Consider the following 18,597-nt stretch of genomic DNA (forward strand, 5'->3'; position numbering starts at 1 on the left):
ATGCAGGCTCTTTGCGTTTAAGCTTTCAGTGCCAGACTCGGTGACAAGACATCGATGCCAAGCGCCTTGCCGACCGCGTAATAGGTCAGCTTGCCAGCGTGCACATTCAACCCGTTCAGCAGATGCGGGTCGTCCTCGCAGGCTTTGCGCCAGCCCTTGTCGGCCAGTGCGAGCATAAAGGGCATCGTTGCATTGCCAAGCGCGATGGTGCTGGTGCGGGCTACGGCGCCGGGCATGTTGGCGACGCAGTAATGCATGATGCCATCTACGTCATAGATAGGGTTTTCGTGGGTGGTCGGGCGTGAGGTTTCAAAACAACCGCCCTGATCAATCGCCACATCGACAAGGGCGGCACCTGCCTTGAGTTCAGAAAGCTGTGCCTTGCTGATCAGCTTGGGCGCGGCCGCACCGGGGATCAGGACTGCACCGATGATCAGGTCCGCGTCGCTGGCAAGCGCAATCGTATTGCCCGCGCTGGCATAGCTCGTCTTGAAGAGCGTGCCGAAAGCGTCATCCAGATAGCGAAGCCGGGCCAGTGACCGGTCGAGCACCGTGACATCCGCCCCCATTCCAGCGGCAATGCGTGCGGCATGGGTGCCAACAACCCCGCCGCCGATCACAACCACCTTGGCCGGGCCCACGCCGGGCACGCCGCCCATCAGAACACCGCGCCCGCCATTGGCCTTTTGCAGCGTCCAGGCCCCGACCTGTGGTGCGAGCCGTCCGGCAACTTCCGACATCGGCGCCAAAAGGGGCAGACCACCCCGGTCGTCGGTGACGGTTTCATAGGCGATGCACGTAGCCCCGCTTTCCAGCAGGTCTTTGGTCTGTTCCGGGTCTGGTGCGAGGTGCAGATAGGTGAACAAAATCTGCCCTTCACGCAGCATTTTCCGCTCAATCGGCTGCGGTTCTTTCACTTTTACAACAAGATCGGCGTTTTCGAAGATTTCGGCAGCTGTACCTGCAATGGCTGCCCCGGCATTGATGTAATCATCATCGGAAAAGCCCGCGCCCACACCCGCGCTGGTTTCAACGGTCACCTGATGGCCATGCGCCACAGCCTCGCGCGCCGCATTTGGCGTCAAACCGACGCGAAACTCCTGCGGCTTGATCTCTTTCGGGCAGCCGATATGCATGATCATTCTCCTCCTCACTCCTTAAAGTGATATTCTGCTAAACCGGGCGCAAGGTGCATGGCAATTTGTTGAGCTAGGCAGCTCATGGCGCTAGAAACGTGCAACAAACGACAAAAACACCGAAGGATCGTGCGCGTGGCCGAACTTGATAGCATCGATCATCGAATCCTCGCCGTGCTGCAGAAAAAGGGCCGCATGTCGAATGCCGAATTGTCCGAGCAGGCCAACCTTTCGGCTTCGGCCTGTCATCGGCGCGTTCAGCGGCTTGAGAAAGAGGGGTTCATCCGCGATTACGTCGCCTTGCTCGACCCGCGCAAAATGGGCCGCCCGACCACGGTCTTTGTCGAAATCACTTTAAGTGGACAGGCCGATGAGGTGCTAGACGCATTTGAACGCGCTGTGGCGCGGGTGCCGGATGTGCTGGAATGCCATCTGATGGCAGGTTCAGCGGATTACTTGCTGAAGGTGGTGGCCGGGGATACCGAGGATTTTGCCCGCATCCATCGCCGTTACCTTGCGACCTTGCCGGGGGTGGCGCAAATCCAGTCCTCCTTTGCGCTGCGGACTGTCCGCCAGACAACAGCATTGCCGATCTAGCGGCCCGGCGGGTCCTCTTTGCACCCCAGCCCATACTGCGCAGCGATGTTCCAGACATGGTCAGGAACCATGTTTTTCATCTTGGCCGGTTCTTCGCGGCGTAAATGCAGGATCGTTTCGGCCGCCTTCATCTCGACTCGTGCGCGTGCAAACTCCAGTCCGCGGGGTCCGAGCCGGGGCATCAGCCATCCCATGATCCCGCGCATGGAATTCGGCATTCGGCGCAGCGGCAGGCCGCCCGCAGCGCGACGGGTGTTTTCGATGAACCCCTTCACCGCACCTTCGCGTTTACCTCCAGAACCGGGGGCGCTCAAAGCGACTTCTGCACCAAGACTATCCAGCATCTCTTGCCCGCGCGTATTGCGCACGATCAGCCATTGATCGCCCTCACCCGCCATATAACCAACCGTGATGTCGGCGAGCCTGTTGGTGTAATCCACACAAGTCCGGCAGGTTAGCGGGAAAAAGTCAGAAGGCAAATCCGCCAGTGGGAGTTTCAGAAACGGGATGAGGCGCTTGCGTCCGTCATCAAACCGGAGTTCCACATGATAATCGGCACGGAATTCCAGATAGGTGACTGTTTCCGGCGCGTCAGTGAGACGCGCGAGAAAGGTATGGAAGTTCTCCGTCGTTGTGTTGTCAGAACAAGGCGTGCCGATCACGTAGATCCGATCAAATCCCAGCTGGGCCTCAAGCGCGCGGAGCGCGTAGACCTGACAGGGAATGCCGATCACCGCGATCTTCCGGTGCCCCGCATCCCGTGCCGGTTCAAGCAGCGCGAGCAGCGGCGCATAACCCATCCGCATGCCCCTTGCCTGCTGCAAGTCGGCAGGATCCGTGATGATCGCTGGACGCGGGCGCCAGCGGTCATCCGTGGCGGGGACCATCGTCAACACCGCATCCACGGCCCGGGTTTCCAGCAGACGCTCCGCCAGTCGCGTGGTCAGCCCCGTCCATTGGGCACCATCCCGCGCCGGGTGCAGCGCGGCCCGATACATCGCACCCGTTACGCCAAAAAAACGCTCATCACCCGCAGCCTTCGCCTGACGACCATGTACCCTGGTTTCAAGGCTTGGATAGTCAGGCTTGATGAACTGGCAGGCCTTACCGCAGGCGCTGGGATCGGACATCCGCGAGACGCCGCAATCGGTGCAAAGACCTCGCGGCGCGGGCGTGTTGAAGTCGGGGGTTTGGGGGCCGGTTCCCATCATCCGAGCTTAGCGGCACGACGGCTGAAGGCCAAGGGCAGTTCCGCCAACGAAGCTAGGTTGGCCGGAATCTTTGTCCCGGCCTTCCGCAGGACTAGACGAACGCAAAAACATCCGCACTTGGGTCGAAGATCGGCAGGTTAGGTGTCTCATCGCCGGGCAACGAGGCCCAGAGGTTGTCCAAGAGATGTGCGTCAATCAGATCAAGATCGCGCAGAAAATCCGGCTCATCCGAGGCCAGAATAACCTCTTTCACATGAAAGGTCTGGCCTGCCCCGATATGACCCCAGGACGTGACCAAATCGTTGAAGTCGTTGCCGGGATCATCGCCCGTGATTTCGGTGATATTCGCATCACCAATGCCGTCCCAGATTGTCTGATCGTAATGCGTGCCGTCAAATCCTCCAATGCCGACGGCCTGCACAGCATAGACATCGTCAAAAAGCTCCGGATTGTCGCGATATTGCAGCACGACTTCGGCCCCACCCAGCGAGTGACCGGCAAGATTGACGATAGCACCATCCTCGATGTCATCTTCAAAGAATTCCGCGATCATCGCACTGATCGCGTCTTCGCTGGCGCCCGTATCTTCGGACAGGATCAGAGTGATGTCGCTCAGCGCATCGCCGAACCCATCTGAGCCGCCGACCGAGATATAGTACTCACCCGTCGCCCTATTTTGCAAAAGGGTGACATTCGCCTCGAAGCTGGCAAGAAAGCTGCTGCTCGAGTCTTCCAGCACGCGGATGATCTCAAAACGGTCATCGGCCCATGTCACGATACCGTCGAGCCACCCTTCGGTCTCGTAGACCAGTTCTTCATCCAGAACATAGCCTTCCGCATCGACAGCACCCGCAGCAAAGAGTTCGGAGTAATCGGCATACCCGATCTGCGCGGCGACGATGGCATCGCGCGCTTCAATCTCTTGATCTAATGTCCAATCCGCGCTCTTGATCGTCTGGGATGGCACCTGATCTTCCAAGGCCGCCACAGGTTCAAAACGGGAGAGATCGGGGTCGGTTGGCACATATCCTTCACCCACGGCGTCCTCGACCGTTTCAAGCACCAGATCGATTGCCGCCTCGCCGGTATTGTCGATCAGTGATCCGACCGCCTCCTCAACCTCTTGCACAACTTTCTCGGCAGTGGTTTTCACCACCTCGACAACGGTATCAACGGCCTGTGTAACCGTATCGACAATGGGGTCGATCACCGTCTCCTTGACAAATTCAACGGTCTCTTCAACCGCTTGGACAACCGGTGTGACCACCGCTTTGAGCCAACTAAACCATCCCATATATCATTCCTCCCTGGGGTGACGCGCCCCTTTGACACCAGCGTGCTGGCTCCTCTCGTCGCGGGATGTGCGTTTTGGTTGTGTGGCCGACCATAGGGAGAAGGTTTGGAATCGGATAAATGACGCTACGTCAGTGACGTAAGGTCAAGCGACTGGCAGTCGCGTAGCATCAGCCGGTGATGACCGGCTGATGCCTGTGTTGACAGGATTATTCTGCGGGGCAGCAGCGCGCGCTGGATTGTGGTTTTTCAATCGCGGTGTAGATCGTATCGGACGCATCAACGCCGTATTCGGTAGCATCGCCATGAGTATAGAACGTCTCCCACCGCAGACCGGCCGGGTCCTGAACCCAGGTTTTGTCCGAGACGGCGTAGCAGCAGGTCGTGGCCTCTTCATCAAACGTCGCCGCTTCCGCTGCCTTCAGCCGTGCGCTGATCGCACCCAGCCCTTCGCCGGTATCGGTTTGCAGCCCGACATGGTTCAACCCCGGCTTGACGCCTTCGCGGACCGAAATGGCAAAGTTCACGCTCGGATCATCCAGCAGCCACTTGGCATAGTCTTCCTTCGTAACGGTCGGATAGGTGCCGAACAGGCTCGAATAAAAGCTGATCGATTGCTTGAGATCATCGACATTCACATGGACGTGGAAGCGGTTCATGACTGGTCCTTTACGTCTGGGTTGGTGGTGATGAGGTCTTGCAGGATTTCCGGGCGCCGCTGGCAGCAATCCTCCAACAGGAAAGCAAAGAGGCCGCGGATCGTATCGTAATTGGCGGCGTAAATCACGGATCGTCCGACGCGCTGGCTTGTCACAAGCCTGGCCTGGCTGAGCACATTCAACTGTGCGGAGGTGGTCGTAAAAGCGCTGCCCGCAGCACTGGCCAATGCGCCTGCAGGCATGCCCGAGGGCCCCGCCTGAACAAGCCGCCTAAACAGATCAAGCCGCCCGTCATGGGCAAGGGCGCTGAGGCCGGTGATTGCATCATTTGATTCCATAATCCATGGATTAATGAATTAATGGATCAAAGTCAACCGACGCCTCCGCCGCAGCCCCTTTCCCTTCACAACGCCGCACGGTAAAGGGGCGCATCTGACAAGAAGGAGCCTGAGACATGGGCTATCGAATCGCCGTTGTCGGTGCCACGGGCAATGTGGGCCGCGAAATGCTGAACATCCTTGATGAACGGGCCTTTCCCGTTGATGAGGTTGTGGCCCTCGCCAGCCGCAAATCGCTGGGGACCGAGGTGAGCTTTGGCGATGCGACACTGACTACCAAGGATCTCGATACGTTCGATTTCACCGGCTGGGACATCGCGCTTTTCGCCATCGGTTCGGACGCGACCAAGACCTACGCGCCCAAGGCCGCGGCGGCAGGCTGCGTTGTGATCGATAACTCATCGCTTTATCGGTACGACCCGGATGTCCCACTGATCGTGCCAGAGGTGAACCCGCAGGCGGTCCACGGCTACGACAAGAAGAACATTATCGCCAATCCTAACTGCTCGACCGCGCAGATGGTTGTGGCGCTCAAGCCCTTGCATGATCGCGCGACGATCAAGCGCGTGGTGGTGAGCACTTATCAATCGGTCTCGGGCGCGGGCAAAGGCGGGATTGATGAGCTGTGGGACCAGACCAAATCGATCTACAACCCCACCGACGATAAACCGGCCAAGCAATTCACCAAGCAGATCGCCTTCAATGTGATCCCGCATATCGACAAGTTTATGGATAGCGGTGAGACCAAGGAAGAATGGAAGATGGTGGCCGAGACGAAAAAGATCGTCGATCCTGCCATCAAGGTGACAGCCACTTGCGTGCGGGTGCCGGTCTTTGTCGGCCATTCCGAGGCGATCAATATCGAGTTCGAAGACTTCCTCGATGAAGACGAAGCGCGCGACATCCTGCGGACCGCCCCAGGCGTGATGGTCATCGATAAGCGCGAGGATGGCGGCTATGTTACGCCGGTTGAGTGTGTGGGTGACTTCGCCACCTTCGTCAGCCGCATCCGGCAGGACAGCACAATCGACAACGGCCTGAACTTATGGTGCGTGTCCGACAATCTGCGCAAGGGTGCCGCGCTCAATGCAGTGCAAATTGCGGAGCTTCTGGGCCGTGAGTGCCTGAAGAAGGGCTAGCCCACTCCGGCTCTCATTGTTTCGGACTGTCAGGTTTCGTGAAATCCCTGCGCGACGGAGCGTCTCTTGGCCTGCGTTAAACCCGCATATCCCAACAACAGGAGTGATGGATATGCGAAGAACAACAATCCTGATCGTGGCCTTAACCGCGACACTGACCCTTCCGGCGACCTTTGCCGCTGCTGACACGCACATCAATCTCGACCGGGTGGAGGACCGCATTGACCGGCGCGAAAGCATCCGGGATGAGCGCGTTGACCACGGCCCGCGCGATGTGATTGAGGACCGGATCGACCGCGCAGAAAGCGTGCTGGATCGCAATGGAATCGAGGCTACCCCCCGCATCGACCGTCATGAACGGCGAAGCTGGTGGCGTCGCTGGGCAAACTAGCGACATCAGGCCCCGCGTATTCCGTCCCTAGCAGACGCGGGGCCTCATTTTTTTCGATTTCTTTCCAAGGATCGGCTCTTGCGGTGCGTCAAAGATGTATAATGAAGACGCAAAATTTGCAGGAGACATCGATGCTGCGCTTTTTTCTGACAACCAGCCTGATCGCATTGGCCGCACCCAGCCTTGCTGACACGATCACCGGGCAGGCCAAGGTGGACACCGTCACGATCTATCCCGGTCTGGCGACGGTGAGCCGGCTGGTGACACTGGATCTGCCTGCCGGATCGCACGAGATCATCGTGCCGGATCTGCCGCAATCCCTGTCGACCGAAGGCTTGCGGCTCTCCGCACCAGCAGGCGTGCAGATCGGGGCGGTCAATCTTGCTTATGATCGGCTGCCGGTCACGCCGGATCAGAGCAGTCCGGCCATTGTCGCAGCGAAAGAAGAGGTGGAGCGGCGGGAAGAGGTGCTGCGTGGGCGTGACGCCGAGATCGCTGTGATCCGACTGCGGGTTCAGGCGGCAGAAGAGCAGATTGCATTCCTGCAAAGCCTGAGCCAGGCCAGCCCGGGCCAGACCCTCACGACCTCTTCCATCGCGGATATTCAGGCGCTGGCGCAAATGGTCGGGACCGAAACTCTGGCCGTGCGTGAAGCGGCTTTTGCCGCCGAACAAGAGGCTCAGGCGGCCTTGCGCGCACGCGAAGACGATGTTGAGGCGCTGGAGGATGCGAAGAAAGCCCTTGCCGCCTTGATGGCGCCGGAAAGCGATGGCGCGGTCCTGACCTTTACGGTGAATGCGGTCGAGGCTGGCGAGGTTGTCATCGACGTTAGCACGCTGGAGGGCTTCGCCAATTGGTCGCCCGTCTACGACATGCGCCTGACCACGGGCGATGACGCCGCACTGGATATCGACAGGGCCGTGGTGGTGAGCCAGGCAACGGGGCAGGATTGGCTTGATGTGCAGCTTATCCTGTCGACCGCCCGGCCGGGCGAGCAGATTGCGCCGAGCGGCGTCTGGGCACCGTTGCGGCGGATCATCTCGGAAGATGCGTTAAAGCGCGAAGAGGGAGAGATGTTGTTGATGGCGGATGAGGCGATGCCGATGAACCGCTCTTTGGCAGGTATGGCGGAGGCCATGATGCCCGCCCCAGCGATGACGGCGCAGGCGGATTTCAGCGGCGCGACAGTGACCTACACCTATCCGGGCCGCGTTGATATCCGCAATGGTGTGGAGGACCTCCGGCTGCCGCTGGATACGCTCGCTTTGGAGGCTGACGTTTGGGCCGAGGCTGCACCAAGCCGCGACAGCATCGCGTATCGGATGGCAGAATTCACCAATACGACCGATGAAATCCTGCTGCCCGGACAGGCGCTGATCTTTGCTGACGGCACGATGATCGGGTTTAGCGAATTGCCGCTGCTCGCGGCCGGTGCGGATACCGAAATGGGCTTTGGCCCGCTCGACGGGCTGCGGCTGACCCGCGCGACACCGCGCCGGTCCGAAGGTGATGCCGGGGTATTCACCAGCGATAACCAACTGGTCGAACAGGCCGAGATTTCGGTCGAAAACCTGACGGGGCAGGATTGGCGCGTGTTGTTGCGCGATGCGATCCCCTATTCCGAACAGGATGATCTGGAAGTGGAGTTTTCAGCCTCCCCATCGGTCACCCGCCGTAATCCAGAAGGCCGGCGCGGCATCCTTGAATGGGACCTCGATGTGGCTGCGGGCGCGACGCAGGATGTGTCCTTGGAATACACGCTGACCTGGCCTGAGGGCTATCTGTTACGGTAGAGGCACCGATGTCGGATGGGCACCGCCCATCCGGCCCATCGCACCGTCACAAATTGTGCTGGGACAGCAGGTCGGTTTTGCATTTCGCAAAGTTGCGGTCACGCTCTGCCTCTTCCGCGTCATCTGCGGGCCGGGTGGGGGGCAAATAGTAGAGAACACAGTATTGATGCGCATTCTGCGCGATGCTTTCCAACGCACAGTCTTCGACCTCGCGATGTAATTGTGACGGATCGCGCTCTGCGCATCTTGTGCTGTAATAAGATAAACGTTCTTCCGCGGTCGCCTGCCACAAAAACCAAGATGGCCCGCCAACACGGTCCGGGTCCGGGGTATTACCGCCGCAATAGCCCGTTGGGTTGTGACATCCCAGAAGCACAGATGCTGTTGAGCATGCAGCGATACCACCGCCAAGTGCGGCGACAGTCAGCCCGATCCATGTAAGTGTTCTCAACAGATGTACCCCGTCCTTGATGGGGTGATAACATGCAGTAGGCGCAATGTCTTGCACGGTACATGCTCATCAATGAGGTCCATGCGATAAGGGGCGTTGCAGCGACCCCTTTCGCTATCACATATTCGGGTAGTTCGGTCCGTCGCCACCCTGCGGGACTGTCCAGGTGATGTTCTGGCTGGGGTCCTTGATGTCGCAGGTTTTGCAGTGGACGCAGTTCTGGAAGTTGATGACAAAGCGCGTGTCTTTGCCCTCTTCCTCGACAAATTCGTAGACACCTGCCGGGCAGTAGCGGGCGGAGGGCCCCGCATATTTGGGCAGGTTGACCTCAACCGGGATGGACGCGTCGGTCAGCTGCAAATGCGCAGGCTGGCTTTCCTCGTGATTGGTGAAGCTGAACGAGACATTCGTCAGCCGGTCGAAGGACAGCGTGCCATCGGGCTTGGGGTAGTCGATGGCCTTGTGCTTGCTAGCATCTTCAGTGGCGTCGGCGTCCGACTTGCCGTGATGCAGCGTGCCAAGAATACCGCCACCAAACGTGTTCATCCACATATCCATGCCGCCAATGCCGAGCGAGGCGAGCAGGCCGTATTTTGACCAGAGCGGTTTGACATTGCGAACTTTCTTGAGGTCAGCGCCGATCTCACCCTTACGCACGGCCTTGTCATAGCCATCCAGCAAATCGCCTCCGCGCCCTGCTGCAATCGCGTCGGCGGCTGCATCGGCAGCGGCAATGCCAGAGAGCATGGCGTTATGGTTGCCCTTGATGCGCGGTACGTTGACCATGCCAGCGGCACAGCCCAGCAAAGCGCCGCCGGGGAATTCGAGTTGCGGCATGGACTGGAAACCGCCCTCGGAGATTGCGCGGGCACCGTAGGCCACCCGCTTGCCGCCTTTCAGAAGCTCGGCCACCATCGGGTGATGCTTGAAGCGCTGGAACTCCATGTAAGGGAACAGATGCGGGTTCTTGTAGTTCAGGTGGACGACGAAACCCACATAGACCTGATTGTTTTCAAGGTGATAGATGAAGGACCCACCGCCCGCATTGCCCTCAAGCGGCCAGCCCATCGTGTGGGTGACAGTGCCTTCGCGGTGCTTTTCGGGATCGATTTCCCAGATTTCCTTCATGCCCAGCCCGTATTTCTGGACATCGGATTTGGCGTCGAGGTCATATTTCGCGATCACTTGCTTTGACAGCGACCCGCGCACGCCTTCCCCGAGGAAAACGTATTTGCCGTGCAGTTCCATACCCGGCTCATACGAGGGGCCAGGGGTGCCATCTGCATTCTTGCCGAACTCACCGGCGACTACGCCTTTGACCTCGCCGTTCTCGCCATAGACCAGCTCAGAACAGGCCATGCCTGGGAAAATCTCAACGCCCATCTCTTCGGCCTGTTCGGCCATCCAGCGGCAGACATTGCCCATTGAGACGATGTAATTGCCGTGATTGTTCATCAGTGGGGGCATGATGAAATTGGGGATGCGCAATTGCCCGGCCTGACCCAGCATGTAGAAGTTGTCTTCCTTCACGGGGACGTTGAGCGGTGCGCCCTTTTCCTTCCAGTCGGGCATCAGCTTGTTGAGGCCAACGGGGTCGAGCACGGCGCCCGACAGGATATGCGCGCCCACTTCGGAGCCCTTTTCGAGCACGACGACGTTGAGATCCGCATCGCGCTGTTTCAGCCGGATCGCCGCTGACAGGCCCGCAGGGCCTGCACCCACGATCACCACGTCATATTCCATCGCTTCGCGTTCAATCTCGGCCATCAACACATCCTTCAACCTTGGGGAATTTCGCCCCTTTCATTTAGCGTCGGCACCGGTTACCTCAAGGAAGGTTACGGGGCAATCAAGACACGACGTCAAAACTGCTTGGCGCGACACCAAATCGCGTCAACGGCTTGACTATTTGCGTCCCGAATGGACTATGAACGATCGATTGACTGTAAGACCTCTTCAGAAGGGGATGAAAGATGGACAAGATACCACTGACCCGCGCGGGTTTTGACAAGCTTGATGCGGAGCTCAAGCACCTGAAAACAGTGGAACGCCCGGCCATTATCCGCGCGATTGCCGAGGCGCGTGAGCATGGCGATTTGTCCGAAAATGCAGAATACCATTCCGCCAAGGAAAAGCAGTCATTCATCGAAGGCCGCGTGAAAGAGCTGGAAGGCGTGATTTCGCTTGCCGATGTGATTGATCCGTCGAAGCTGTCTGGTCCGATCAAGTTCGGCGCGACTATTGAGTTGGTCGATGAAGACACGGACGAAGAAAAAACCTATCAGATTGTCGGCGAATACGAGGCCGATATCGAAAACGGCAAGCTGAACATGAAATCGCCATTGTCGCGGGCTTTGATCGGCAAGGAAGAAGGCGATAGTGTGGATGTGCGGACGCCCGGCGGTGTGCGCAGTTACGAAATTCTGTCTGTGACGTATAAGTAGAGAGTGCGCAGTGCATGGCGCAACAACCGCTGAGCGATAAGGCGCGTGAGGCCGAAGGGCTGAGCCAGGCCGAAGGCATTGCCATGGCGTTGGCCGTGGGATGGCTGATTGCCGTGGGCTTGTTTTTCTGGATCCTGCCGCCTGAGCAGCCGGAAGGCGCGCCCTTTGACAGCTTGCGCTTCATCCTGATGCTGATCGCGATTTTCATGCCGGTCGGGCTGATCTGGGTGGCCGCCGTCGCCGCACGCTCCGCCAGGATCATGCGCGAGGAATCGTTTCGCGTGCAGGCGGCGATTGACGGGATGCGGCAGACCTATCTGGCGCAGGCCCAGAAGGCGCATGCAGAACCCGCCGTGGAAAAGCATCTTGAAGCGATTGCGCAATCGGCCAAAAACACCGAAACCGCTGTTTCGCGCTTTGCGTCCCGTCGCGAGGTCTCGCGGATCATCGTGCCGCGCGCAGCACCACAGACACCGAGCGACCAGCCCGCACTCGCGCTTGGCACCTCGCAAGAGGAGTTGGCGCCGCCGCTGGAAAGCGTCGATCTGATCCGCGCGCTCAACTTCCCTGATGACGAGCATGATATGGATGGATTTGCAGCCCTGCGCCGCTCGTTGCAGGACCGGCCCACGCGCAAGTTGGTGCAGGCGGCGCAGGACGTGCTGACGCTGCTGTCACAAGACGGCATCTATATGGATGATTTGCGCCCCGAGCCCGTGAGCGCTGAGATTTGGCGCCGGTTTGCCCATGGCGAGCGGGGCCGGAGCATGGACACGCTTGGCGCTGTGCGCGACCGGGCGGCACTTTCGCTAGCCGCGGGACGGATGCGCGAAGACACAATCTTTCGCGATGCGGTACATCATTTCCTGCGGCATTTCGATCAATTGCTAATCACCTTCGAGGCCGAGGCGACCGATACCGACCTTCTGGAACTCGCCGAAACTCGTACAGCAAGGGCGTTCATGCTGTTGGGGCGGGCGACCGGCACGTTCGACTAACATATGCTCGACATCTTCCTGCAGACCTTGCCCTTCTTCATGCTGATCGCGTTGGGCTATGGCTCTGGCAGGACAGGGTTTTTCTCGGCAGAGGCGACGGCCTATCTGACGAAGTTCGTCTTTTACTTCGCGCTGTCGGCAATGCTGTTTCGGTTTTCGGCCAATCTGTCATTGGGTGAAATCCTCGATTGGCAATTTGTGCTGGCCTATCTCGCCGCCACGACGGCGGTTTACGTACTCGCAACATATGTGGCCTTGCGCCGCCGGGCCCCTTTGACGGAAGCGGCGATTGAGGCGCAATGCGCCGTGGTCGGCAATGTTGGCTTTCTGGGAATCCCGATGCTGGTTCTGTTGCTGGGTGAAGCGGCGGTGGGGCCTGTCATGATGGTTCTGGCGGTTGATCTGATCGTCTTTGGCAGCCTGATCGTGATCCTGATCACCGGTGCGCGCGATGGACGGATGTCACCACGCATTCTGGTGACTGTCGCGCTGGGATTGGTGAAGAACCCGATGATCGTATCGATTTCGCTGGGCCTGCTGGTCTCGGCCAACAACGTGCCGATCCGGGCACCGGTCAACGACTTCCTGAGTCTTTTGGGGGCGGCGGCAACGCCAGGAGCGCTTTTTGCCATCGGTGCCTCGCTCGCCTCCAAATCGGCAGAGCGGGTTGCGGTGGCGGGCTGGCTGTCACTCTGCAAACTTGTGCTGCACCCTTTGGCGGTGGCCATCGCGGCGCTGTTTCTCTTCGATGTCGATCCTTATGCGGCGGGTGTGATGATCGCCGCCGCAGCTTTGCCGGTGGCGGGCAATGTCTACATCATCGCCCAGCATTATGACGTGGCCCCGACCCGCGCGTCGGCGGCGATATTGCTGTCCACGATGGCGAGCGTCGTCACTGTCTCTCTGGTGATTGCCTGGGTGACAACATTGATTGCCTAGGATAGCCGTGTTGCGATGACAGGAGGGTGGTATGGAAACTGTTTCTGAGAACCGGAGTTTTGAGGGGACGCAAGGGGTCTATTCCCACAGGTCCGAGGCCTGTTCCTGTGACATGACCTTTGGCCTGTTTCTGCCCGCCGAGGCGGCGGATGGCCCCGTGCCGGTCTTGTGGTTCCTGTCGGGGCTGACATGCACCCACGAAAACGCGATGACAAAGGCCGGGGCTCAGGCCTGGGCGGCGGAGCATGGGGTTGCATTGGTCTTTCCCGACACGTCGCCTCGTGGCGACGATGTGCCTGATGATGAGGCCTATGATCTGGGCAAAGGGGCGGGGTTTTATGTGAATGCGACGCAAGACCCATGGGCGCGGCATTTCCACATGTGGGACTACGTATCGGACGAATTGCCCGGTGTTCTGGCGGAACACTTCGCGCTGGATATGGATCGGCAGGCGATCACCGGGCATTCGATGGGTGGCCATGGCGCGCTGACCTTGGCGATGTCCTTGCCAGGGCGTTTCCGGTCCGTTTCTGCCTTTGCGCCGATTTGCCACCCGACACAAAGCGACTGGGGCCGCAAGCAATTGGGTGCCTATCTGGGTGATGATGAAACAGTATGGGCGCCCCATGATGCGACGCTTTTGATGCGCGAGGCCGGTTTCGACGGGCCTGTTCTGGTGGATACCGGCACGGATGATCAGTTCGGCGATCTGTTGGGGACAGAACATCTGGCGCAGGCCATGGCAGCGCGCAGGCAAGAGGGGCAGCTGCGCCTGCAAAAGGGCTATGATCACTCTTACTTTTTTATCTCAAGCTTTGTGGAAGATCACGTGGCCTTTCACGCCGCCGCCCTTTACCGGTGATTTATGTCGACGCCGATGCCTGCCCGGTCAAGGCCGAGATTGAGAGGGTCGGCACGCGCCACAAGCTTAAGATGTTCGTCGTCTCGAACGGTGGCTTGCGTCCGTCGCAAAACCCGTTTGTTAAAACCGTTGTCGTTCCTGATGGCCCGGATGTTGCCGATATGTGGATTGCGGAACGCGCGACGCGCGGTGATGTGGTGATCACAGGTGACATCCCGTTGGCGGCGCGCTGCATTGAGAACGGTGCACTGGTGCTCAAGCACAATGGCGAGGCCTTGACCGAAAGGAACATCGGCAATGTCCTCGCCACGCGCGATTTGATGGCCGATATGCGTGCCGCCGATCCGTTCCGACAGGGCGGCGGCAAGCCATTTGGCAAAGCGGACCGCGCACGCTTTCTGGATGCATTAGAGCGGGTCGTGCGGCAGGCCGCGCGTCTTTAGCGCGGCAATGACCGACCGCCTGGGTTGCATGGGTGTTTACAGTGCCCCCGACACCGCTAGTGTGGCCGCAGGGTAAACGAGGGCAGATATGGCAGACGTGCAGGCGGTGATCTTTGATATCGGCAATGTGCTGATCGAATGGCAACCGGAAAGGTTTTATGACAGCGTGATCGGCCCCGAACGTCGCAAGGCGATGTTCGCCGAGATCGATTTGCACGGCATCAATGACGTTGTTGATCGCGGCGGCAACTTTCGTGACACGATCTATGCTGCGGCCGATGCCAACCCCGTCTGGGCCGATGAAGTGCGGATGTGGCATGATCGCTGGATCGAGATGGCGGCCCCGGCCATCGACCATTCCGTGCGGCTGTTGCGTGCTTTGCGTGAGGCTGAAGTGCCTGTTTTTGCGCTGACGAATTTCGGCATCCAAACCTTTGAAGTGGCCGAGCCCGTCTATCCGTTCCTGGGCGAATTCGACCGGCGTTACATCTCGGGCCATATGGGCGTGATCAAGCCAGAGGTAGAGATCTATCAGATGGTTGAGGCGGATTGCGGACTGGATCCAGCGTCGCTGCTTTTCACTGATGACCGGGGTGACAATATCGATGCGGCAGCGGAAAGAGGCTGGCAAACACATCTGTTTGAAGGGTCGCAGGGTTGGGCAGACCGGCTTGTTCAGGCGGGTCTGTTGACGCAAGCAGCCGCGCGATGACGGTAATGATCCCATTCGCCGAAGGTGAGCGGCATCTGGATTGGCTTGCGCTGACCGAGGCTTTGGCGGCAGGGCATAAATTGCCCAAGGCCGAAGTGGCCGATGTGTTCCTGTATGAAGGTGAGAACACGCTCTTGAACCGCTCGGCGTGGATTGCGGGGACGGGATTGGCGGTCAAATGCGCCACGATCTTTCCTGGCAATCGTGCGGAAGGCAAACCCGCCATTGGCGGGGCGGTGAACCTGTTCTCGGGTCGGGACGGTACGTTAGAGGCGATTTTGGATTTCGCGCTGGTGACCAAGTGGAAGACAGCAGGCGACAGCTTGCTTGCTGCAACACGGCTGGCGCGACCGGACAGTCGAAAAGTGCTGATCGTTGGTGCCGGAACGGTCGCTCACTCGCTCGTCGCGGCCTATGGGGCAGGGTTTCCGCAGGCGCAGTTCACATTCTGGAACCGCTCGAAAGAAGGCGCCGAGGCGTTCAGCGAGCAGCATCCAGAGGTTGAGGTGGCCACGGATCTGGAGGCGGCAGTAGGTGATGCTGATATTGTGGCGTGCGCGACAATGACGACCGCACCGTTGATCAAGGGCGCGTGGTTGCAGCCAGGTCAACACATTGATCTTATTGGTGCTTATCGTCCTGATATGCGCGAGGTTGACGATGAGGCGTTGCTGCGATCTCGCGTCTTCGTGGACAGCCGGGCCACGACAATTGACCATATCGGAGAGCTGAAAATCCCCATCGCAAAGGGTGTGATTGACGAAACCCACGTTGTCGCGGACTATTATGCGATTGATCAGTTTGTCCGGCGTGATCCGCAGGACATTACATTGTTCAAGAATGGCGGTGGGGCGCATCTGGATTTGATGACAAGCCGGTACATTTTGTCGGCGTGGCAGGCCGCGCAGGGCGACGCGCGGACTGAGGACTAGAAGGGCACTAATTGCATGTGGTTTGGCGTGGGATTGGCGATTGTCGCTCTGCTGGCTCTGCTGCCGGTCGCGCTAGAGCGCGCACGCACACCCATCGGCCCCGCGCAACGGCGGGGCGCCGATGGCGGCTTTGCGCAATTGTCGCAGGGTGTAACCCATTATCGTTGGGTCGGGCCGGTACGAGGGCCGGTGGCGGTCCTGATCCATGGACTCGCCTCGCCACAAATCGCGATGGAAGGCCTGGCCGAGGGGCTTGGCAAAATGGGCTATCGCGTGCTGACGTATGACTTGTATGGGCGTGGGCTTTCGGACGCGCCATTGGGGAGGCAAAGCCGCGCGTTCTTTTTGCAGCAACTCTCAGAGCTTCTGTCCGAGCAGCAGGTCGAGGAAGAGATCACCTTTGTCGGGTATTCGATGGGTGGGGCAATCGCGACGGCATATGCTGCAGAAAACCCGCATCGCATCAACCGGGTGATCCTTGTCGCCTCGGCCGGGGTTGAGACGAACGAAAGCGGTTTTTCCCGGTTTTGCCGGACCGTGCCTTTGATTGGTGACTGGTGGCATGGCATGTTCGTCCGTCGCCGTATTTTGCGGGCGATCCCGCTTGATTTTGATAGCCCCTACATCCAGCGTGTTCTTGTGGCGCAGCGGGCCGAGCTTGCAAGGCGAGGATACTTGCCCGCGATCCTGTCAAGTCGTCGCGGCATGCTCGCTGCTTCATCCCGCAAGGATCATCGCAAACTGGCACGCGAAGATGTGCCGGTGATTGCGATTTGGGCCGAGAACGATCAGATTATCCCGATCAAAGCATTGGGGGTCCTGGCGCAATGGAACAGGGCGGCCCGTCAGGAAGTTGTCTCGGACGCGGATCATGCCTTGCCCTACACACATACCGAGCAGTTGATAAATGCGTTGCGTACCGCGATGCGCAACTGAGTGGCGCGCGTTGAAGGGTGGATTCCGGTCAGTGCGCCCCATGAAACGGACATGGGTTCGGAGTGACAGTTGCGCTGTGCCTACGCAACGGCCGCAGTGACAAAGCTCTTGGGCTCAGCATGGACTTCAAATGTCACGCGGTTTCGGCCATCGGATTTTGACCGATAGAGCGCGTTGTCAGCCTTCTCACGGAAGCCGTTGAATGACATGGGCATTTGCGTCCAGACCGCGCCGACGCTGATTGACGGTCGCAGTATCCTGTCCTCGAATGCCATGGGCTTGCTGCTGATGGCCTTGCGGCAACGTTCAGCAATGCAGTGCGCCTGATCAGTGGTGACGGCGTTCAAGATGATGACAAATTCGTCGCCGCTGAGCCGCGAGACTATGTCGGCGGGGCGCACACTATCGGACAGGCGATCCGCAATTTCCACCAATACGTGGTCACCGCTCACATGCCCGTGGCTGTCGTTGATGCCTTTGAAGCTATCGACGTCGATACACAGCATCGCCTGACCCTGCGTTGGATCCTCAATGGCAGGCAAGTTGCGATAAGCTGCAGTTGCCGTCTTGCGGTTGATCAGCTTGGTCAAAGGATCGGTTGTCGCTTCATCTGTCAGGCGTTTGGCCTCCTCGATTAATGCGCGTTCACGCGCGATCAGTTTCCCCAGCAGAAATGAACCAATCAGATTGGCCAAAAGAAGGGTCGGCCCTAGCCCGATGAAAAAGCTGACCTGCAGCGCTGGCGGCAGGTAGAAGCCCGTCAACATCTGCAACGAAATCATGATGGCAAGCACAAACAAACCGGCATTTTCGTTCTTGATGCGCTGACGGAATGCATAACCCCAGAGCCAAGCCATAGACCCCGCAACGACCATGCCTGCGACGCCGGGCACGACACCGTCCCCACCGATTGAGATGCGCATTGCGGCCCCAAGTACCAATGCAATCACACCACCCACAAAGCCAAAGAATGCGGCGGCAATACCGATGAACAGATTGCGAATGTCGACAATCACGCCATCTGCGATGGGAATTGGCGATGACATGGCAGCAATCGCCGCAAAACCGAGCATGCCGCCCATGACGCTGTTTAGGACATGTTTGTTGTGCAGTGACCTTGAAAACAGCCCATAAAGATAAATCACAAGGACAGCCAATGCGATTGGCTCTACAACAAGCATCACGTTTTCAAAGGCAGGCAGCATTGTGGTCATGTCCTCTCTGACGGAGGACCATAATGCGCAGATGGTAAGAGCAGTCTTAACAAGGCACGCAACTTGGACTGACAAGTTGCCCGTCTTCGGAGCATTCAATTCAAATTGG

20 protein-coding genes are annotated in these 18,597 nt (G+C 58.9%); 12 read left to right on the forward strand and 8 right to left on the reverse strand.

The window, feature by feature from the left end; all coding sequences use genetic code 11:
• Positions 1-17: 17 nt before the first annotated feature.
• Positions 18-1,136: an alanine dehydrogenase gene (ald, locus tag SLH47_RS10375; RefSeq protein ID WP_320239523.1), complete on the reverse strand. Its 1,119-nt coding sequence runs from the start codon at positions 1,134-1,136 to the stop codon at positions 18-20.
• A gap of 135 nt (positions 1,137-1,271) precedes the next feature.
• On the opposite strand from ald, the gene SLH47_RS10380 reads away from it, so the two are divergent.
• The gene (locus SLH47_RS10380) at positions 1,272-1,733 is read left to right on the forward strand and encodes an Lrp/AsnC family transcriptional regulator (protein WP_320239421.1); all 462 of its coding nucleotides are present in this window, start codon (positions 1,272-1,274) and stop codon (positions 1,731-1,733) included.
• Here the strand turns inward: SLH47_RS10380 and SLH47_RS10385 are convergent.
• The 4 genes from SLH47_RS10385 to SLH47_RS10400 form a co-directional block, all read right to left on the reverse strand.
• On the reverse strand, positions 1,730-2,941 hold the full coding sequence (locus SLH47_RS10385; RefSeq protein ID WP_320239422.1) for a Coenzyme F420 hydrogenase/dehydrogenase, beta subunit C-terminal domain: 1,212 nt from the start codon (positions 2,939-2,941) through the stop codon (positions 1,730-1,732). The two genes, SLH47_RS10380 and SLH47_RS10385, sit on opposite strands and share 4 nt — an antisense overlap.
• 94 nt (positions 2,942-3,035) lie before the next feature.
• Positions 3,036-4,238 carry a hypothetical protein gene (locus SLH47_RS10390; protein WP_320239423.1) on the reverse strand — a complete coding sequence of 401 codons (1,203 nt, stop codon included), beginning with the start codon at positions 4,236-4,238 and terminating at the stop codon, positions 3,036-3,038.
• Positions 4,239-4,446: 208 nt separating this feature from the next.
• The gene (locus tag SLH47_RS10395; protein ID WP_320239424.1) at positions 4,447-4,896 is read right to left on the reverse strand and encodes an ArsI/CadI family heavy metal resistance metalloenzyme; all 450 of its coding nucleotides are present in this window, start codon (positions 4,894-4,896) and stop codon (positions 4,447-4,449) included.
• Positions 4,893-5,234, reverse strand: coding sequence for a helix-turn-helix transcriptional regulator (locus tag SLH47_RS10400; protein ID WP_320239425.1), 342 nt, complete (start codon positions 5,232-5,234; stop codon positions 4,893-4,895). Before SLH47_RS10400 ends, SLH47_RS10395 begins: the two co-directional genes overlap by 4 nt.
• A 116-nt stretch (positions 5,235-5,350) precedes the next feature.
• Between SLH47_RS10400 and SLH47_RS10405 the strand changes: the two genes are divergently transcribed.
• The 3 genes from SLH47_RS10405 (at position 5,351) to SLH47_RS10415 (ending at position 8,557) form a co-directional block, all read left to right on the forward strand.
• Positions 5,351-6,373, forward strand: coding sequence for an aspartate-semialdehyde dehydrogenase (locus tag SLH47_RS10405; RefSeq protein WP_320239426.1), 1,023 nt, complete (start codon positions 5,351-5,353; stop codon positions 6,371-6,373).
• Positions 6,374-6,485: 112 nt separating this feature from the next.
• The gene (locus SLH47_RS10410; RefSeq protein WP_320239427.1) at positions 6,486-6,764 is read left to right on the forward strand and encodes a hypothetical protein; all 279 of its coding nucleotides are present in this window, start codon (positions 6,486-6,488) and stop codon (positions 6,762-6,764) included.
• A 131-nt stretch (positions 6,765-6,895) separates the two neighbouring features.
• The gene (locus SLH47_RS10415) at positions 6,896-8,557 is read left to right on the forward strand and encodes a DUF4139 domain-containing protein (RefSeq protein WP_320239428.1); all 1,662 of its coding nucleotides are present in this window, start codon (positions 6,896-6,898) and stop codon (positions 8,555-8,557) included.
• A gap of 46 nt (positions 8,558-8,603) precedes the next feature.
• Here the strand turns inward: SLH47_RS10415 and SLH47_RS10420 are convergent, their stop codons facing one another.
• Positions 8,604-9,008: a hypothetical protein gene (locus tag SLH47_RS10420; protein WP_320239429.1), complete on the reverse strand. Its 405-nt coding sequence runs from the start codon at positions 9,006-9,008 to the stop codon at positions 8,604-8,606.
• Between the two features lie 117 nt (positions 9,009-9,125).
• Positions 9,126-10,775 (reverse strand): electron transfer flavoprotein-ubiquinone oxidoreductase, encoded by a 1,650-nt coding sequence (locus tag SLH47_RS10425; protein WP_320239430.1) that lies wholly within the window; start codon positions 10,773-10,775, stop codon positions 9,126-9,128.
• A gap of 206 nt (positions 10,776-10,981) precedes the next feature.
• On the opposite strand from SLH47_RS10425, the gene greA reads away from it, so the two are divergent.
• The 8 genes from greA to SLH47_RS10465 all read left to right on the forward strand — a co-directional run bounded on the left by greA (position 10,982) and on the right by SLH47_RS10465 (position 17,274).
• Complete coding sequence (gene greA, locus SLH47_RS10430; protein WP_320239431.1) at positions 10,982-11,452, forward strand: transcription elongation factor GreA; 471 nt, start codon at positions 10,982-10,984, stop codon at positions 11,450-11,452.
• A 14-nt stretch (positions 11,453-11,466) separates the two neighbouring features.
• Positions 11,467-12,450 carry a hypothetical protein gene (locus SLH47_RS10435; RefSeq protein WP_320239432.1) on the forward strand — a complete coding sequence of 328 codons (984 nt, stop codon included), beginning with the start codon at positions 11,467-11,469 and terminating at the stop codon, positions 12,448-12,450.
• A 3-nt stretch (positions 12,451-12,453) separates the two neighbouring features.
• Entirely contained in the window at positions 12,454-13,389 is a 936-nt protein-coding gene (locus tag SLH47_RS10440; protein ID WP_320239433.1) for an AEC family transporter, read from the forward strand.
• Between the two features lie 31 nt (positions 13,390-13,420).
• Complete coding sequence (gene fghA, locus SLH47_RS10445) at positions 13,421-14,251, forward strand: S-formylglutathione hydrolase (RefSeq protein WP_320239434.1); 831 nt, start codon at positions 13,421-13,423, stop codon at positions 14,249-14,251.
• A complete protein-coding gene (locus SLH47_RS10450; RefSeq protein ID WP_320239435.1) occupies positions 14,248-14,694 on the forward strand; it encodes a YaiI/YqxD family protein in 447 nt (148 codons plus the stop codon). The genes fghA and SLH47_RS10450 overlap by 4 nt, the downstream gene beginning before the upstream one ends.
• 88 nt (positions 14,695-14,782) lie before the next feature.
• Complete coding sequence (locus SLH47_RS10455; protein ID WP_320239436.1) at positions 14,783-15,406, forward strand: HAD family phosphatase; 624 nt, start codon at positions 14,783-14,785, stop codon at positions 15,404-15,406.
• Positions 15,403-16,338, forward strand: coding sequence for an ornithine cyclodeaminase (locus tag SLH47_RS10460; protein ID WP_320239437.1), 936 nt, complete (start codon positions 15,403-15,405; stop codon positions 16,336-16,338). Before SLH47_RS10455 ends, SLH47_RS10460 begins: the two co-directional genes overlap by 4 nt.
• Before the next feature lie 15 nt (positions 16,339-16,353).
• Entirely contained in the window at positions 16,354-17,274 is a 921-nt protein-coding gene (locus SLH47_RS10465; RefSeq protein WP_320239438.1) for an alpha/beta hydrolase, read from the forward strand.
• An 80-nt stretch (positions 17,275-17,354) separates the two neighbouring features.
• On the opposite strand, the gene SLH47_RS10470 is transcribed toward SLH47_RS10465, so the two are convergent.
• The gene (locus tag SLH47_RS10470) at positions 17,355-18,488 is read right to left on the reverse strand and encodes a diguanylate cyclase (protein WP_320239439.1); all 1,134 of its coding nucleotides are present in this window, start codon (positions 18,486-18,488) and stop codon (positions 17,355-17,357) included.
• Between the last annotated feature and the right edge of the window lie 109 nt (positions 18,489-18,597).

The organism is Cognatiyoonia sp. IB215182 (assembly GCF_033963905.1).
Classification (GTDB): Bacteria; Pseudomonadota; Alphaproteobacteria; order Rhodobacterales; family Rhodobacteraceae; genus Yoonia.

Coding starts and splice junctions, on each gene's coding strand:
- SLH47_RS10460 (WP_320239437.1), top strand. CDS start 15,403: ATGACGGTAATGATCCCATTCGCCGAAGGTGAGCGGCATCTGGATTGG.
- SLH47_RS10405 (WP_320239426.1), top strand. CDS start 5,351: ATGGGCTATCGAATCGCCGTTGTCGGTGCCACGGGCAATGTGGGCCGC.
- fghA (WP_320239434.1), top strand. CDS start 13,421: ATGGAAACTGTTTCTGAGAACCGGAGTTTTGAGGGGACGCAAGGGGTC.
- SLH47_RS10395 (WP_320239424.1), bottom strand. CDS start 4,896: ATGAACCGCTTCCACGTCCATGTGAATGTCGATGATCTCAAGCAATCG.
- SLH47_RS10435 (WP_320239432.1), top strand. CDS start 11,467: ATGGCGCAACAACCGCTGAGCGATAAGGCGCGTGAGGCCGAAGGGCTG.
- SLH47_RS10470 (WP_320239439.1), bottom strand. CDS start 18,488: ATGACCACAATGCTGCCTGCCTTTGAAAACGTGATGCTTGTTGTAGAG.
- SLH47_RS10440 (WP_320239433.1), top strand. CDS start 12,454: ATGCTCGACATCTTCCTGCAGACCTTGCCCTTCTTCATGCTGATCGCG.
- SLH47_RS10415 (WP_320239428.1), top strand. CDS start 6,896: ATGCTGCGCTTTTTTCTGACAACCAGCCTGATCGCATTGGCCGCACCC.
- ald (WP_320239523.1), bottom strand. CDS start 1,136: ATGCATATCGGCTGCCCGAAAGAGATCAAGCCGCAGGAGTTTCGCGTC.
- SLH47_RS10455 (WP_320239436.1), top strand. CDS start 14,783: ATGGCAGACGTGCAGGCGGTGATCTTTGATATCGGCAATGTGCTGATC.
- SLH47_RS10400 (WP_320239425.1), bottom strand. CDS start 5,234: ATGGAATCAAATGATGCAATCACCGGCCTCAGCGCCCTTGCCCATGAC.
- SLH47_RS10390 (WP_320239423.1), bottom strand. CDS start 4,238: ATGGGATGGTTTAGTTGGCTCAAAGCGGTGGTCACACCGGTTGTCCAA.
- SLH47_RS10425 (WP_320239430.1), bottom strand. CDS start 10,775: ATGGCCGAGATTGAACGCGAAGCGATGGAATATGACGTGGTGATCGTG.
- SLH47_RS10410 (WP_320239427.1), top strand. CDS start 6,486: ATGCGAAGAACAACAATCCTGATCGTGGCCTTAACCGCGACACTGACC.
- SLH47_RS10385 (WP_320239422.1), bottom strand. CDS start 2,941: ATGGGAACCGGCCCCCAAACCCCCGACTTCAACACGCCCGCGCCGCGA.
- greA (WP_320239431.1), top strand. CDS start 10,982: ATGGACAAGATACCACTGACCCGCGCGGGTTTTGACAAGCTTGATGCG.
- SLH47_RS10465 (WP_320239438.1), top strand. CDS start 16,354: ATGTGGTTTGGCGTGGGATTGGCGATTGTCGCTCTGCTGGCTCTGCTG.